At 67.8% G+C, this 14,914-nt stretch carries 12 protein-coding genes and 1 pseudogene; 4 read left to right on the top strand and 9 right to left on the bottom strand.

Features of this window, described 5'->3' with window-relative positions; translation table 11 throughout:
• The first annotated feature begins 245 nt into the window (after positions 1 to 245).
• Positions 246 to 401: a hypothetical protein gene (locus ACZ5SK_RS45010; protein ID WP_334573756.1), complete on the top strand. Its 156-nt coding sequence runs from the start codon at positions 246 to 248 to the stop codon at positions 399 to 401.
• A gap of 152 nt (positions 402 to 553) precedes the next feature.
• Here ACZ5SK_RS45010 and ACZ5SK_RS45005 read toward each other — a convergent pair whose 3' ends face one another.
• From ACZ5SK_RS45005 to ACZ5SK_RS44980, 6 genes are all read right to left on the bottom strand, one after another.
• The gene (locus ACZ5SK_RS45005; protein ID WP_334573754.1) at positions 554 to 1,507 is read right to left on the bottom strand and encodes an ABC transporter permease; all 954 of its coding nucleotides are present in this window, start codon (positions 1,505 to 1,507) and stop codon (positions 554 to 556) included.
• A gap of 89 nt (positions 1,508 to 1,596) precedes the next feature.
• Entirely contained in the window at positions 1,597 to 2,787 is a 1,191-nt protein-coding gene (locus tag ACZ5SK_RS45000; protein WP_468577835.1) for an XdhC family protein, read from the bottom strand.
• A 120-nt stretch (positions 2,788 to 2,907) separates the two neighbouring features.
• Positions 2,908 to 5,091 carry a xanthine dehydrogenase family protein molybdopterin-binding subunit gene (locus tag ACZ5SK_RS44995; RefSeq protein ID WP_468577833.1) on the bottom strand — a complete coding sequence of 728 codons (2,184 nt, stop codon included), beginning with the start codon at positions 5,089 to 5,091 and terminating at the stop codon, positions 2,908 to 2,910.
• 115 nt (positions 5,092 to 5,206) lie between these two features.
• On the bottom strand, positions 5,207 to 6,202 hold the full coding sequence (locus tag ACZ5SK_RS44990) for an FAD binding domain-containing protein (protein ID WP_334573748.1): 996 nt from the start codon (positions 6,200 to 6,202) through the stop codon (positions 5,207 to 5,209).
• On the bottom strand, positions 6,199 to 6,693 hold the full coding sequence (locus tag ACZ5SK_RS44985; protein ID WP_334573746.1) for a (2Fe-2S)-binding protein: 495 nt from the start codon (positions 6,691 to 6,693) through the stop codon (positions 6,199 to 6,201). Before ACZ5SK_RS44985 ends, ACZ5SK_RS44990 begins: the two co-directional genes overlap by 4 nt.
• Positions 6,694 to 6,830: 137 nt before the next feature.
• A complete protein-coding gene (locus ACZ5SK_RS44980; protein WP_334573744.1) occupies positions 6,831 to 7,919 on the bottom strand; it encodes an alkene reductase in 1,089 nt (362 codons plus the stop codon).
• Positions 7,920 to 8,137: 218 nt separating this feature from the next.
• Between ACZ5SK_RS44980 and ACZ5SK_RS44975 the strand changes: the two genes are divergently transcribed.
• Complete coding sequence (locus ACZ5SK_RS44975) at positions 8,138 to 8,761, top strand: TetR family transcriptional regulator (protein ID WP_334573742.1); 624 nt, start codon at positions 8,138 to 8,140, stop codon at positions 8,759 to 8,761.
• A 102-nt stretch (positions 8,762 to 8,863) separates the two neighbouring features.
• Here the strand turns inward: ACZ5SK_RS44975 and ACZ5SK_RS44970 are convergent.
• Positions 8,864 to 8,980, bottom strand: a pseudogene (locus ACZ5SK_RS44970) (DUF6233 domain-containing protein); the annotation flags it as partial.
• 54 nt (positions 8,981 to 9,034) lie between these two features.
• Between ACZ5SK_RS44970 and ACZ5SK_RS44965 the strand changes: the two are divergent.
• Positions 9,035 to 9,598, top strand: coding sequence for an alcohol dehydrogenase catalytic domain-containing protein (locus ACZ5SK_RS44965; RefSeq protein WP_457495020.1), 564 nt, complete (start codon positions 9,035 to 9,037; stop codon positions 9,596 to 9,598).
• On the opposite strand, the gene ACZ5SK_RS44960 is transcribed toward ACZ5SK_RS44965, so the two are convergent.
• Together ACZ5SK_RS44960 and ACZ5SK_RS44955 are read right to left on the bottom strand one after the other, a co-directional pair.
• Positions 9,593 to 10,666 carry a hypothetical protein gene (locus tag ACZ5SK_RS44960; RefSeq protein ID WP_468577829.1) on the bottom strand — a complete coding sequence of 358 codons (1,074 nt, stop codon included), beginning with the start codon at positions 10,664 to 10,666 and terminating at the stop codon, positions 9,593 to 9,595. The genes ACZ5SK_RS44965 and ACZ5SK_RS44960 overlap by 6 nt on opposite strands.
• Positions 10,667 to 11,658: 992 nt before the next feature.
• A complete protein-coding gene (locus ACZ5SK_RS44955) occupies positions 11,659 to 12,567 on the bottom strand; it encodes a phosphotransferase (RefSeq protein ID WP_361710543.1) in 909 nt (302 codons plus the stop codon).
• Between the two features lie 142 nt (positions 12,568 to 12,709).
• Between ACZ5SK_RS44955 and ACZ5SK_RS44950 the strand changes: the two genes are divergently transcribed.
• On the top strand, positions 12,710 to 14,914 hold a 2,205-nt coding region (locus ACZ5SK_RS44950; protein WP_468577827.1), incomplete at its 3' end, for an ATP-binding protein.

Genomic DNA, 14,914 nt, shown 5'->3' with positions numbered 1-14,914 from the left:
GCGCAGCACGCTGGCGCGGCCTACGACGCCGGCGTCGCGTGCGAGGGCGGCGACGTAGGCCAGGAGGGTGGTGGCGCGCTGGTCGAGCCGGTCGAGGAGGAGCGTCCTGGCACGCCGGCAGAGCGCCCCGCCGGATGGCGTGGGTGCTCCCGCCCGGGCACCCCGCCCGGTGTACGGAATTCCCGGTAGGGCAGCATCTGCTCAGTTATACGGTCCTGGGCGGCGCGGACTCGGATGAGCCGCTGATGCTGCCGCTGGAGGCGATCGAGCCGGACGCCTTCCGGCGTCGTCACGAGCACGACACGTTCTGGTGCGGGCTGCTGCTCGGAGGCTGCGGCCTGGAGTTGACCACCAAGCTGTACACCGACCGGCTTTGTTCCCTGTCAAGTGCAGCGTGTTGAACCCCTGTGGGAATGACTGCCTGGCTCTGTTCACGACCCTAGAAAGCAGTTTGGCGACTGTACGGCGGCCGCTCCGGGGCCCGGCAGTGGCCGACATCTGCTGGTGCGCGGTGTGGGGCAGCGCAGGGTATTGACCCATTCGGTGATGCCTGTCAGGCATGTCGGGCTGTCGCTGTGGGACGCTGTGCTGGGACGTCCCGCCAGAAGACGAGACCGGCGCAGAGCATGGTCCACCCGGCCAGGATGGCGATGCCCTGCACGAGGCCGTCGTTGTCGAAGTGGGACAGGCCCTGGATGGCGCGTACTCCGACCCCCACCGGAAGAATCTCCGACAGCGGGCGTAGCCAGCCGGGCAGGTAGGCGGCCGGCAGGGTGCCTCCGCCTGTGCTGTTGCCCAGGGTGAGCAGGACTATGGAGGCCAACGGCAAGCGGGCCCGGCCGAACAGCCGCATGATCGCCATCGTCGCACTGCCGACCGCGGCGCCCATCAGAGCGACGAGCCCCGCAATCCCGAGGAAGGGACCGGGCAGAGCACCGAAGCCGAGACTTCCCGTCAGCAGGGCCACGATCACGCCCCCGAGCACGCTGAAGGAGGCGAGGCTCGTCATGCGCCGGCGGAACTCCAGGCGAGGAGCCATCTGATAGGTCATCATGCCGAACAGGAAGCCGGCCAGGACAAGACCGAAGGCAGCGTAGAACACCGACATGCTGCGGGTGTCCCCGTCCGCCGCGGGCACGACATCCTTCTCGACGAGCGTGCGCCCGCTCGCCCTGGAGACCGCCGAGAAAGCACTGCTGACCGTAGAGGTGACCGACGGCCCGTTGGCACCGGCATACAGCAGCTCGGGCGAGCCGTCAGCGCCCGTGACGTATGCGGCGTACACCGTGCGGTCCTGCACTGCGTGACGGGCGGCGCTCTCGTCGGCATACCGCTTCACTTCGAAGCCGCCCGGCAAGCCGCGCTCCAGCCCGTCGGCTGTCTGGCGGGTCTGCTGTGCGGTGCCGACGACGGCCACCGGCAGGTCGTGCGGCTCGGGTGCATGGAAAGTCGCGAGGTACACGCTGACAAAGATGGAGCCGATGACCAGCACGACGACAACGGGCATCAGCACACCCTTCAGCCCGTCGGCAGGGCGCTGTGGCGGAGCGGCGTCCAAGACATGATCATGACCCGGCGGATGTTCCGACAGAGCCCTCAGACGGACAACGCACCGCCAGGTGCGACCCCTGCCGTCAGGGCGGGTGAGGTGTTCCCGTTGACTTGGAGGTCGGTTCGGTCGTGGTGGATCGGTAGGTGCGAGCCGCTCAGGGGCAGGCCTGTTCCGCCGTGGCGGGCGGCGACGATCTCGGCGGCGATGGACAAGGCGGTCTCCTCGGGCGTGCGGGCGCCGAGATCGAGGCCGATCGGTGAGTGCAGGCGGGTCAGTTCGGCGTCGGTGAGGCCGGCTTCACGGAGTCTGCGGTCGCGGTCTTCGTGGGTGCGGCGGGAGCCCATCGCGCCGATGTAGGCGGCCGGCAGCCGCAGGGCCGTCTCCAGCAGGGGTACGTCGAACTTGGCGTCGTGGGTGAGGACGCACACCACGGTGCGGTCGTCGGTCCGGGTACGGCGCAGGTAGCGGTGCGGCCAGTCGACGACGATGTCGTCTGCCTCGGGGAAGCGTGTCCGGGTGGCGAAGACGGGTCGGGCGTCGCACACGGTGACGTGGTAGCCGAGGAACTTGCCTATGCGTACCAGCGCCGCGGCGAAGTCGATGGCGCCGAAGACGAGCATGCGGGGCGGCGGCACGCTCGACTCGACGAAAACGGTCAGGTCCGGCTCGCAGGGGGATCCGTCCTGCGAGATGTCGAAGGTGCCGGTGCGGCCGGCGTCAAGCAGGGAGCGGGTTTCGTCGACGACGGCGCGGTCCAGGCTGGGACGTCCGCCGAGGTCACCTTCGTAGGATCCGTCGTGGCGGACTGCCAGCGCCCGTCCGAGGAGCTTGGCCGGGCCTCGGACCACGCGGGCGAGCGCCGTCGCCTCGCCCCGGGCGGCGGCCGACAGCGCCGTCTGGAATGTCTTCCTGCCGGGCGCGTCGGCGGGTATGGGTGTGACCACGATGTCGAGGACGCCGCCGCAGGTCAGTCCTACGGCGAAGGCGTCCTCGTCGCTGTAGCCGAACCGCTCGCGCACCGCCTGGCCTTCCTTGAGCGCCTGGATACACAGGTCGTAGACCGCGCTCTCCACACAGCCGCCGGAGACCGAGCCGATGGCGGTGCCGTGGGCGTCGACGGCGAGCGCGGCGCCCGGCCCTCGCGGTGCGCTGCCACTGACGGCCACGACGGTGGCGACGGCGAAGTCGCGTCCTTCCTCGAGCCACCGGTTCAGCTCGTCCGCGATGTCCAACATGGCGTTTCTTCCTTGTGGTGGTCGGATGGCGCGGATCTGCCCTGAGGCGGCTCAGTCCCTCGTCGCGCCGCAGGCGCCCGAACGGGCACGGCGCGACGAGGGCTTTCGACCGCCGTCGCTTCAGAGCAGTTTGTCCAGCGTGATCGGAAGGTCCCGCACCCGCTTGCCGGTCGCGTGGTACACGGCGTTCGCGACGGCCGCGCCGACACCCGTGATGCCCACCTCGCCCGCGCCGAGGATGCCGAGGGGCGTGTTCGGATCCGGGTGGTCGAGGAAGGACACGTCGATCGGCGGGACGTCCGCGTGCACGGGGACGTGGTATTCGGCCAGGCTCGGGTTCATGATCCGTCCGTTGCGCGGGTCGACGAGGGTCTCCTCGGCCATCGCCAGGCCCAGGCCCATCACGATGCCGCCGCGCACCTGGCTGGCCGCCGTCTTCGCGTTGATCACCCTCCCGATGTCGAACACGCCGACCCAGCGCGACACCCGCGTCTCGCCGGTCTCCGCATCGACCTTCACCTCGCAGAACTGCACACCGGAGGCAGCCTTGATCAACCGCTGGGCCCCGAGCAGGAAGCCCGGCAGGAACCGTGTCCGCCCGGCGATGCGGCCGAGCCGCGTCTCGGATCCGATTTTGGCTTCGACGTGCGGCACGTTCGCGCGCCGGAGTATCTCCTCGTGGCTGTCGCCGCCGGTCTTGCGGGCCATGGACTTCAGCGTCTGCTTGAGCTCCTCGCACGCCTGCAGCACGCTGGCGGCGGTGCTCGCTGTCTGGACGGAGGAAGCGGCGGCCGGTCCCATCGGCAGATCGGAATCGCCGTACTCCACACGCACGGCGTCGAACGGCACACCCAATGCGTCGGCCGTGATCTGGGCTTGGGCCGTGGCCGCGCCCATGCCCATCTCCTGGAAGGCGCAGCGCACCAGGACGCTGCCGTCGGCCGACAGACGGATCATGACGTTGACCGGCATCGACAGTGCCGGGTGGAACGCCGTTGCCACACCCGTCCCGACAAGCCACCGCCCGTCGCGCGTCGAGCGCGGTTCGGGGTTGCGCTCGTGCCAGCCGAACCGCTCCGCGCCCAGCGCGTACAGCTCTGGCAGCTTGCGGTGGGAGAACTTCTTCTTGCCGTCGATCGGGTCGACCGCGGTGTCATTGCGCAGGCGCAGGTCGATCGGGTCCATGCCCAGCTCGTAGGCCAGTTCGTCGATCGCGGACTCCAGCGCGAAGGTGCCGATGGCCTCGCCCGGCGCCCGCATGAAGGTGCTGGGCAGCAGGTCGAGTTGGACGCGGTCATGCCGCGCGAGGATGTTCTCGGCCGCGTACAGATGCTGGGACGCAGAGGTGACCTGCTCGAAAGTACCGCCGATCTCGCTGGCGCGGGTGACGCTGGTGTGCAGCAGCGAGGTCAGCTTCCCGTCGCGGTCCGCTCCCAGCGCGACCCGCTGGACGGACGGGGTGCGTCCGCCCACCGTGCGGTAGACCGCCTCCCGCGACAGCACCAGCCGCACCGGCCTCTTGGTCGCCCGGGCCGCCAGCACCGCGAGGATGGTGCCGGGCCACATCGAGACCTTGCCGCCGAAAGCGCCGCCGACGAAGGGCGCCAGCACCCGTACGTTCGTCCTGGGCACGGAGAACCGCAGCGCGAGGTGGGTGCGGAGCCAGTCGATCGACTGCGTCGCGTCGTGGACGGTCAGCCGGTCGCCGTCCCAGACGGCGGTGGTGGCGTGCAGCTCCAGCGCGTTTTGGCTGTGCGGCGGGGTGGTGTACCGCAGGTCCAGCGACACCTGCGCGGTAGCCAGCGCCGCCTCCGCATCACCCCTGGTTGCTCCCCGGGGGAAGAACGAGTCGTTCGGTTGCGGCTGTGCGTCTTGTTCGGCCCCCTCGAAGTCCACCGAGGACTTGGTGACGGTGTACTCGGCGCGCACCAGCGCGGCGGCCTCCCGGGCGGCGGCTGAGGTCTCCGCGACGACCACCGCGATCGGCTGCCCCTCCCAGTGCACCTCGTCGCTCTGCAAGTAGTTCACCGAGCTCCCGGAGAACAAGCCAGCGAAGTTGAATGTTCCGGGCTTGTGCGCCGGTTTCATGGGGGGCGCGTTGAGGTGGGTGAGGACGGCGATGACGCCCGGCACCGCGCTCGCCTCGTCGGTGTGCAGGGCGGTGACCCGGCCGCGGCTGATGGTGGCGTGCACGAGCACGGCGTGCGTGAGGCCGGGATAGGAATGCTCGGCGGCGAACTTCGCAGCACCCGTCGTCTTGACCCCGCCGTCGACACGGTCGAGCGGTTGTCCGATCGTCGTCATGCCGCCCTGCCTTCCTCAGTACGGCCCGGGCGCACATCACGCGGAAGCCGCGCGGGCCGGGCAGGGATGGTTGTCACACTGACCGGGCGTGAACCGGTTGCCTTTGACCTCGGCATCAGGCGGCGCTCCTGTCGGTGAGCAGCTGCCACAGGGTGGCCACGATCGTGCGCTGTGCGAGTTCGATCTTGAAGGCGTTCTGCGGTCCGCCCACCGCGGCGGCGAGTTCGGCTTCCGCCGCCTGACGGAAGGCTTCCTCGGTCGCCGGCCGGCCGAGCAGCGCGCGTTCGGCTTCGGTGGCGCGCCAGGGTTTGGTGCCGACACCGCCCAGCGCGAGGCGGACCTCGGTGACCCGGCCGTCCTCGACGGCCAGCGCGGCGGCCACGGAGACCAGGGCGAAAGCGTAGGACGCGCGATCGCGGACCTTGCGGTAGCGCGAGTTCGCCGCGGCCAGCACCGGCGGCAGCTCGACGGCCGTGATCAGCTCGTCGGCGGCCAGCACCGTCTCGATGTGGGGGGTGTCGCCCGGCTCGCGGTGGAACTCGGCGACCGGGACGCGCCGGACACCGCGCACGCTCTCCACCTCGACGACCGCGTCGAGCATCACCAGCGCCACCGCCATGTCCGAGGGATGCGTCGCGATGCAGTGCTCGCTCGCCCCCAGCACCGCACTGCCACGGGAGAACCCGGCGATCGCGTCGCAGCCGCTGCCGGGCACACGTTTGTTGCACGCGGAGGTCTCGTCGTAGAAGTACATGCAGCGGGTGCGCTGGAGCAGGTTGCCGCCCACGGTCGCCATGTTCCGCAACTGCGCGGACGCCCCCAGCAGGATCGCCTGCGCCAGCACCGGATAGCGGGTCCTGATCAGGGGCTCCGCCGCGAGCCGGCTGTTGCTCACCAGCGCGCCGACGCGGAGGGTGCCGTCGGGGAGTTCCTCGATCCCGGTCAGCGGCAGGCGGGTGATGTCCACGACCGTCGCCGGGTGTTCGATGCCCTCACGCATGAGGTCGACGAGGTTCGTCCCGCCCGCGAGGAACTTCACGTCATCGCTGTCCGCGATCGTGCGCAGCGCCGTGCCCACGTCCGGTGCGCTGAGGTAGGAGAACGACTTCACTTCGCGACCTCCTTGATCGCCGAGACGATGCCGTTGTAGGCGCCGCAGCGGCACAGGTTGCCGCTCATCCGCTCCCGGATCTCCGCCTCGTCCAGCTCTCCGCCGGTGTCGGCGAGGTGCTCGGTCGCCGCGCTGGGCGCGCCGTCCTTGTGTTCGGCGAGCATGCCGATCGCCGAGCAGATCTGGCCCGGCGTGCAGTAGCCGCACTGAAAGCCGTCCGTGCGCACGAACGCCTCCTGCAGCGGGTGGTCGACCCCTTCGATGGTCGTGATCTCACGGCCCTGGTACTGCACCGCCAGCGCGAGGCAGGCGTTGATCCGCCTGCCGTCGGCCAGCACCGTGCAGGCGCCGCACGCGCCTTGGTCGCAGCCCTTCTTGGTACCGGTCAGGCCCAGGTACTCGCGCAGCGCGTCGAGCAGGCTCACCTGTGGCGCGACGTCCAGCCGCTGGGCGGATCCGTTGATCCGCAGCTCGATCTCCACCGTGGTCATTCCTCCGGTTCACCCGAGGGCTCGTTCTCGTCAGGGGGTGCCATCAGGCGCAGGGCTGGAGCAGAAGGACTCTGGCCTGCGGCCTGGAACACCGCGTTCTGCCTCGCCATGCTCGCGAATGGTGATCTTTGTTCAGGTCACGCGCTGTCGGCGGGCAGCGCCGGGTAGTCGGTGTAGCCGCGGTGGTCGCCGCCGTAGAAGGTGGCCGGATCGGGGGTGTTGTAGGGGCCGCCGGCTGCGAGGCGGGCGGGCAGGTCGGGGTTGGCCAGGAACAGCGCGCCGAAGGCGATGATGTCCGCGGTGCCGTCCTCGATGAGGGCGAGAGCGCCGGGGCCGGTGGTTTCGGGGTGGGTGAAGGGGTTGAGGATGAACGCCGTCGGCCAGTCCTTGCGCAGCCGGGCAGTCAGGTCACGGTCCGGGCTCTCGAGCAGGTGCAGGTAGGCGAGGTCCAGCCGGGCGAGTCCGGCGGTCAGGGTGGCGTAGGTCTCCAGCACGTCCGCCGGGTCGGTCTCGGCGATGTCGTTGTAGGGGTTGCCGGGGGAGATGCGGAAGCCGGTCCGGTGGCCGCCGATCGCCTCCGCGACGGCCGTGGCGACCTCGATACCGAAGCGGACCCGGTCCGCGGCTTCGCCTCCCCACTTGTCGGTGCGCAGATTGGTGTTGGGGGCGAGGAACTGGTGGATCAGGTAGCCGTTCGCCCCGTGGATCTCCACGCCGTCGAAACCGGCGGCGATTGCGTTGCGCGCGGCGTCGGCGTAATCGGCGATCGTCTGGGTGATGTCGTCCTGGTCCAGTTCCTTCGGCGTGACGTAGTCCTGGAGGCCCTGGTAGGTGAACACCTGGCCCTCCCCCGCGACGGGAGAGGGGGCGACGGGGACGAGACCGTCGGGCAGCAGGCTGGGGTGGCTGATCCGGCCGGTGTGCATCAGCTGCGCGAAGATCGTGCCGCCCTGGGCGTGGACGGCGTCGGTCCCCTTCCGCCAGGCGTCGACCTGCGCCGCGGAGTGCAGGCCGGGGGTGTTGGTGTAGCCCTGGCCGCCGGCCGACGGCTGTATGCCCTCGGTGATGATCAGGCCGGCGCTCGCACGCTGGGCGTAATAGGTGGCCATCAGCTCCGTCGCCGTGGCTGCGGGAGCGTCGGCGCGGCTGCGGGTCATCGGCGCCATCGCGATGCGGTTGGCCAGCGCCTTGCCGCCCAGGTCGATCGGGTCGAACGCAGTAGTCATAGCAGGTTTCCTCAAAGAAGGGGGTGGGTGAAAGAGACAGGCGGTGGCCTGGCGGGCGCGGGTTCGCAGCGCTCCGCTCGAAATGGCGCCTCCATTGAAGACTCTACATCTAACTGAGACTAAGTCTCAAGATGCTTCAGTGTTCGGTACTGCAGTGCGGGCGGGGGCAGTCCGAGAGACTGAGTCTCAAGTTGAGTCGTAGCTGTAACATTGCTCGTATGACCGACTCCGCCAGCACTGCCAACCACACCCCGCCGAAGCCGCCCGGTCTGCGTGAACGCATGCGGGCAACGGTCCGGGCGGAAGTGACCGAAGTGGCGCTCCGGCTCTTCACCTCTCAGGGCTTCGACCGGACGACCGCTGACCAGATCGCCGCCGAAGTGGGACTGTCGCGCGCCAGCCTGTTCCGGTACTTCGGGACGAAGGAAGACATCGTGCTGGGCGGTTTGGAGGGCGATGGCCAACAAGTCGCGGAAGCGCTGGCCGCCCGCCCCGACGAGGAGCGGCCCTGGGTGGCATTGCGCCGGGCGTTCGACGTCTTGGCGCGGGTGAACGAGGATGCACCCGAGCAGACGCTGAGCTTTTTGCGTCTGCTGCAGGAGACGCCGTCACTGCGCGCCCGGCACTTCGAGAAGCAGTTGAAGTGGCAGGAACAGATGGTGCCGGAGATCGCCAGACGACTGGAGGCCAGTCCTGGCCGGCCGGAGGATCCTAGGCCGACAGCGCTGGTCGCAGCCGCCCTCGGCTGCCTGGACGCGGCCGCGAGAGGATGGGTGGCCTGCGAGGGCGCTGTTTCCCTCGCTGTCCTGCTCGATCGGGCAATGGGGGCGTTGACGGAGTAACCGTCCGCTCAGGGTCGGCGACCGGCGCTCGCCGACCGGGCGGCGAGCCACGGCTGTTCCGTGCCGAGTGGCACGGCGCTTGGTCCAGGGTCAGCGGCGGTGTCCGGCGGGTGCTTCCTCGCAGTCGACGGCGTGGATGACGCCCTGGCCGGGACCGCGGCTGCCGTCCAGCTTCTGCAGGACCCAACTCGACGGCCGTCGCTCCCCAAGGATCTGCTGGTCGACGGCGTTGGCAGAAGGGTCGTACCGTCCACAGGCGCCCCCTCTGCGACGATGCGAGCGGTCTTCGTCACTCAGCCCGGTGGCCTGGATGCCCTGCAGGTCACCACGGTGCCGATGCCCGAGCCGCAGCCCGGATGGGTGCGCATCAAGGTGAAGGCGTTCGGCGTCAACGAGTCGGAGGTCGCCACCCGGAAGGGTGAGTCGGCCCCGGAGGTCACCTACCCGCGGATCCCCGGCATCGAGGGCGTCGGTGTGGTCGACCAGGCCGACGAGGGCAGCGGTTTGCGCCCGGTGCAGCGGGTGGCGACCATGATGGGCGGCATGGGCGGCATGGGCGGGTCCTTCAACGGCTCGTACGCGCAGTACGTGACCGTCCCCGCGGGACAGGTCATCCCGTTCGAGACCGCCCTCCCGTGGGAAGTGGTGGTGGCGCGCAGATTGAGGCCACAGCCCGCTGTCGACGTCGCGCGGTTCCCTGACACCGGCGGGTTGCCGCCGCGGGCGGAGCAGCATCATCTCGTGTCCGCCTCCGCGGCGTGTGTCAACCAGCCCCGGCGCGGGGGATGCGGCCCGCCGATGAAATCGACGGGCCGCCACGACATTTCGAGGCTATGACCGAACACCGCCGATCTGTAGGGTCACTCCGTCCACATTTGAGCCGCCTGTGAAGTTCGTTTTCAAATTGAACTTGATTGAGCTGAATCGGCCGGGGAGACGCACGCTGCCGCTGGAATCAGTGGGTTCGCCCGGTGGAGGCTGGAATGCCTTGCCAATGACCTGATTGGCTACGACGTTGAAGTCGCGGGGCCGGCCGCTTGTTGCCGTGTCGCCGCTGAGTCGGATGACCGGCGTACCTGCCGGAAACGTCAGGGTTGAGCCGAGCGATCCCAGGTGGAAGACGGGATCCTGCACCATCGCACCAAGGAAGTTGACGGTGAACTCGTTGTTCTCGGGCTCACCGACGATTTCTATCATGTCCGACGTCGACAGTGACGGCGTGAATACCGGCGAGTTGAACACCGGGGACGATCCGTCGAGAACAGTGGTTCCCCGGCGCCCGGCGATCTGCACTGTGGCGCCATCCAGAGATCCGGCAGCCACGTTGTCGTTGCGGGACTTCCAATCGGTGAAAGGAATCGGAAGTGCTGTCCCGCCGATCTGTAGGGTCACTCCGTCCACATTTGAGCCGCCTGTGAAGTTCGTTTTCAAATTGAACTTGATCGAGCTGAATCGCCCGGGGAGACGCACGCTGCCGCTGGAATCAGTGGGTTCGCCCGGCGGAGGCTGGAACGCCTTGCCAATGACCTGATTGGCTACGACGTTGAAGTCGCGGGGCCCGCCGCTTGCTGCCGTGTCGCCGCTGAGCCGGATGACCGGCGTACCTGCCGGAAACGTCAGGGTTGAGCCGAGCGATCCCAGGTGGAAGACGGGATCCTGCACCACCGCACCAAGGAAGTTAACGGTGAACTCGTTGTTCTCGGGCTCACCGACGATTTCTATCATGTCCGACGTCGACAGTGACGGAGTGAATACCGGCGAGTTGAACACCGGGGACGATCCGTCGAGAACAGTGGTTCCCAGGCGCCCGGCGATCTGCACTGTGGCGCCATCCAGAGACCCGGCAGCCACGTTGCCGTTGCGAGACTTCCAATCGACGAACACAAGCGACAGCGTTGTTGCCATTTCCCTCTCCTGACGATATGACATTTTTTGTACCAGTAGGCTGCCCCGAGCTTTCCCGGTTTTACAATCCGCCTGAAATGAGCACCTTCGGGTCCGCATGAGGGCTGCGCGCCTCCCGGGGCTTTCAGCTGTTGGATCGCTCGATTTCAACGAGCGCAGTGATCGTCACCACGACGTCGACTGCGGGCTCCACTTCGGCGCTGGAACTCGGCTGGACCACCGCTGTGTCCTGTCGATGGCATCGAAGTCGAAGTTGACACGAGAGATTACCTTGTGCTTGCCAGCCAGGCCGCTGATCGAGCGACTCATATCCGCTCACCTCCGCGGGAATTCCAGGCGGCGGAATGTCCTACGTCCAGTAGACCACTCAAACACCAATGCGACACCTCGGAATGATTACCGCTTCAACTTGAATGCACGTCCGTCTTGCGGTCCTGTTTGGGGGCATGTTGGGTGTGGATGCACTTGAAGTGAACCGCGCTCGGGCTACGTTGGAGTTATTCGTCGCGGACGTGTTCGCGTCGCTGCCGCGCAAGGATCAGCTCCCTGGCAACGCCGGAAGGTGGCGTCGGCGGAATTCACGGCGTGGGTGGTGAGCAGGCCGGAGCGGACGTCGGGGCCATGATGGCGATCTGCTGAAAGTGGAGTTCGATTGCGCTGTTGTCGGTACCGCTCCATGCGATCGAGCGTGCGATCCAGGATCCCACTGCTCATCGGGGCCGCCGATGCCGGACCGCGCCAGACCTGTTCGCCGAGGACTTTGCTGAGGCGGGCTTCAAGGCGGTGGACCTGGGCGGCGAGGCGGGCGTCTGCGGCCGCCAGGCCGGCTTGGAGCGAGACGCGTACTTCATCCCGGAGGCTCCCCGACTTCGGCGACTCCACTTCGTGCCTTGGAGGAGCGGACCGTCCATGCCTGATCAGGTTGACGACCCTGCGGGTCGTCGAACGCGATCCGGCGGGAGAGCAGGCCTGACCGGCCGGGAACTCGGCGATCAAGGAAACAGGTGAGGTTGCCGCATATGAGCATCGAGATCGCTGTTCGGGCCGACCGTCAGCAGCCACATGAAGTAGCGGTAGAGCCGCCGGACCGGCCTCATGAGGGGAGGGGGCAGCACCTGCCCGTATCCACGATGGATGAGCTCGGCCGATCGGTCATCCAGGAAGAGCTCAAGGCAGGAGAAGTCCAATTCGCGTGGGCCGACCATGTAGGCGTCCAGATCCACCACCGCCGAGATGCGGTGATTGCGTACCAGGAATTGGGAGGGGAGCATATCGGGCATCACCAGGGCGCCCGCTTTCGGAGGACTGAGCATCTCGGCCCGCCTCCGCATCTCCCGCCCCAGCTCCATTGGGGCGCCCGGCGCTCGTGTGGTGGCCGACCCCATCACGTATGCCAGTCGCCGTGGGAACTCGCTGCCGTCGAAGCGAACGGTGCCCGACACGGTGCCCAGGCTCGTGAAGCCCCGCTTGTGGATTTGCGCCAACCTCATGCCGAATGTCAGCAGGCCGGCATCCGAGAGCTCTTGGAAGGAAGCGAGCGGGCCGTCGTCCAGGTAGTCCACGATGAGCCAGGTCCGGTCGTCCATGTCTGCCGTGCGTCTAACCCGGGGCACACGCAGCGGACTTGACGTCGCCAGCAGCGAGTAGATCGGCAAGAGCTCGCCGGCATGCACCGGGTTCACCCCGAAGAGGTCGTTGAGGGTTCCCCAGAAGGGACCCTCGGGTCGGCGGAGCCGGAAGGTGCGTGCCACGACCTCTTCGTTGCATGTGCGGACTTTGGCAACGAGGCTTCCGCGATTCGGGTAGTCGACCGTGAGTTCCATCTGCTCCAGGACGGGGTGGTCGAACAACGGCGCCAGGTTCGGAAACGGGGCGCTTTCCGGTTCGCTGATCGTGGCCATGCAAGGCTCCCGTGGTCGGCTGCGACCCGGCCTCAAGATGTGTAGCATAATAATTCCTGACCTGGCGTCATTTTAGCTGGCGGAGTCCTGAGGGAGAACACAGGAACGCTGAGGGGCGGATGTCGGGCTTGGAGGGGTGACGATGACGACGTCCGATGCTCTTCCAGCGCCAGCCGAGCCGTCACCCCAGACGGCCGGAACTGGCGACGTGATCGAAAACCGTGTCTCGGGCGATGTCTCAGGTCCGATCGTCCAAGCGGGCACCGTCAACGGAAACATCAACATTGCGGCGCCGGTCAGTGCCCTTGCTGCCGCACGCACCCTGCCCAGTGACATCGCCTCCTTCGTCGGCCGCGAGAGCGAGATCGGTCACGTCAGCGATCTCGCAGCATCGGGCGGAGTGGTCCGGATCAGCGCCGTGGCCGGCATGGCAGGCGCCGGGAAGACCGCTTTTGCAACCCATGTCGCCCACGAACTCGCCCCCCGATTCCCGGATGGGCAAATCTTCCTCAACCTGTACGGGCACACACCCGGCCAGCGGGCCGTCGAACCTTTCGGAGCCTTGGCAACCCTGCTCTTGACTCTAGGAGTCGCACCCCAGCAGATCCCGACCGACCTGCAAGCGAGAGTCGCCCTGTGGCGGGACAGAATGGCCGAGCGCAAGGTACTGCTCGTGCTCGACGACGTGCTCAGCACCGAACAAGTCGCGCCGCTGCTCCCCGGCACTGCCGGGTCACTGGTCATCATCACCAGCCGACGACGTCTGACCGCGCTCTCGGAGGCACTGGCGATCACTATGAACATGCTCGAACCAGCCGAGGCCGCCGGTCTCTTCGTCCGGCTTGCCGGCCGCCCGTCGCTCAGCCCGACCGACCCGGCCGTCACCGAGATCGTCAGCCTGTGCAGCGGGCTGCCACTCGCCGTCAGCCTCATGGCCGGCCACCTCAAACATCACCCGAACTCCACGATCACCGACCTCGCCGGAGACCTCAGGTCCACCGCAGACGCCCTGCCGGCACTGCACGCCGAGCACTCCTCGGTCTCAGCCGCGTTCGACCTCTCCTACCAGAACCTCTCAGCAAGCCAACAGGCCATACTGCGCCGACTCGGCCTTCACCCGGGCGTCGACATCGACCGATACGCCGCCGCGGCGCTGATGGACACCACTCCGGCCATCGCGCGGGAGTTGCTGGAGAGCCTGTACAACCACTGCCTCATCGAAGAGCCGACACACGGACGCTTCCGGCCGCATGACCTCATCCGCGAGCACGCGAGGCAACTCGCGGCAGCGGACAGCATCCCGGAGCGCGATGCCGCGCTACGTCGACTGCTGCGCTACTACCGCGTCTGCACGGGAGTAGCTGACCGATTCCTGACCCGGCGCGCACTGCCGAGTAATGCCGCAGAAGCCGGAGCCGAACAGCCATGGCTTCCTTCCCTGCAGTCGCGTGCACAAGCGGCCGCCTGGATGGACGCAGAACGTCAAAACCTGCTGGCCTCCTGCGAATACGCACAGCAGCACGGGTATGCCGACCATGTCGTCGCCATATCCGCGGTGATGCACAGCTTCCTGCGCACCCAAGGCCACTGGGATGAAGCCATCAGGCTGCACCAGGCGTCACTGCAGGCGGCGCGCTACGCCGGCGACACCACCGGTGAGCTGAACTCCGTCAACGACCTGGGCGTCCTTTGGCGGCTGACGGGCAACTATCCCGCCGCGACCACCTGCCTCGCACACGCGCTGGAGCTCTCGCGAGCCGCGGGAGACACGCAGAGAACCGCGAACTCCCTCAAGGACCTGGGACTGGTACAGCGGCTGACCGGTAACTACGCCGCCGCCACCGTGAACCTGACCGAGGCGCTGGAGTTGTTCCGCACACTCGGCGACCGCAACGGCCAGGCTACGAGCCTGAACTATCTCGGCGCCTCCAAATTCGCCACGGGTGACTACCAATCAGCCATCGCGGACCAAGAATGCGCCCTCGCCCTCTACCGGGAATCCGGCAACGCAGTGGGAGAGGGAAACGCCCGGACATCGGCAGGCCTGGTCCACTACACAATGGGAGACTTCCCGGCAGCAGCCGAAACCCTCACCGAAGCCCTGGCCCTGTACCGCCAGCTGGGCGACATCAACGGTGAAGCCAACGCACTGAAGAACCTCGGCCCCGTCCAAGCGGCGCTCGGCGACACGGAGGAGGGCGCGCGCACCCTCACCGCAGCCCTGGCCCTGTACCGCGACCTCGGCAACCGAAACGGTGAAGCCAACGCACTGAAGAACCTCGGCCCCGTCCAAGCGGCGCTCGGCGACACGGAGGAGGGCGCGCGCACCCTCACCGCAGCCCTGGCC

The organism is Streptomyces sp. NPDC031474, from assembly GCF_055581185.1.
This window is presented reverse-complemented; position numbering and strand designations above follow the sequence as displayed.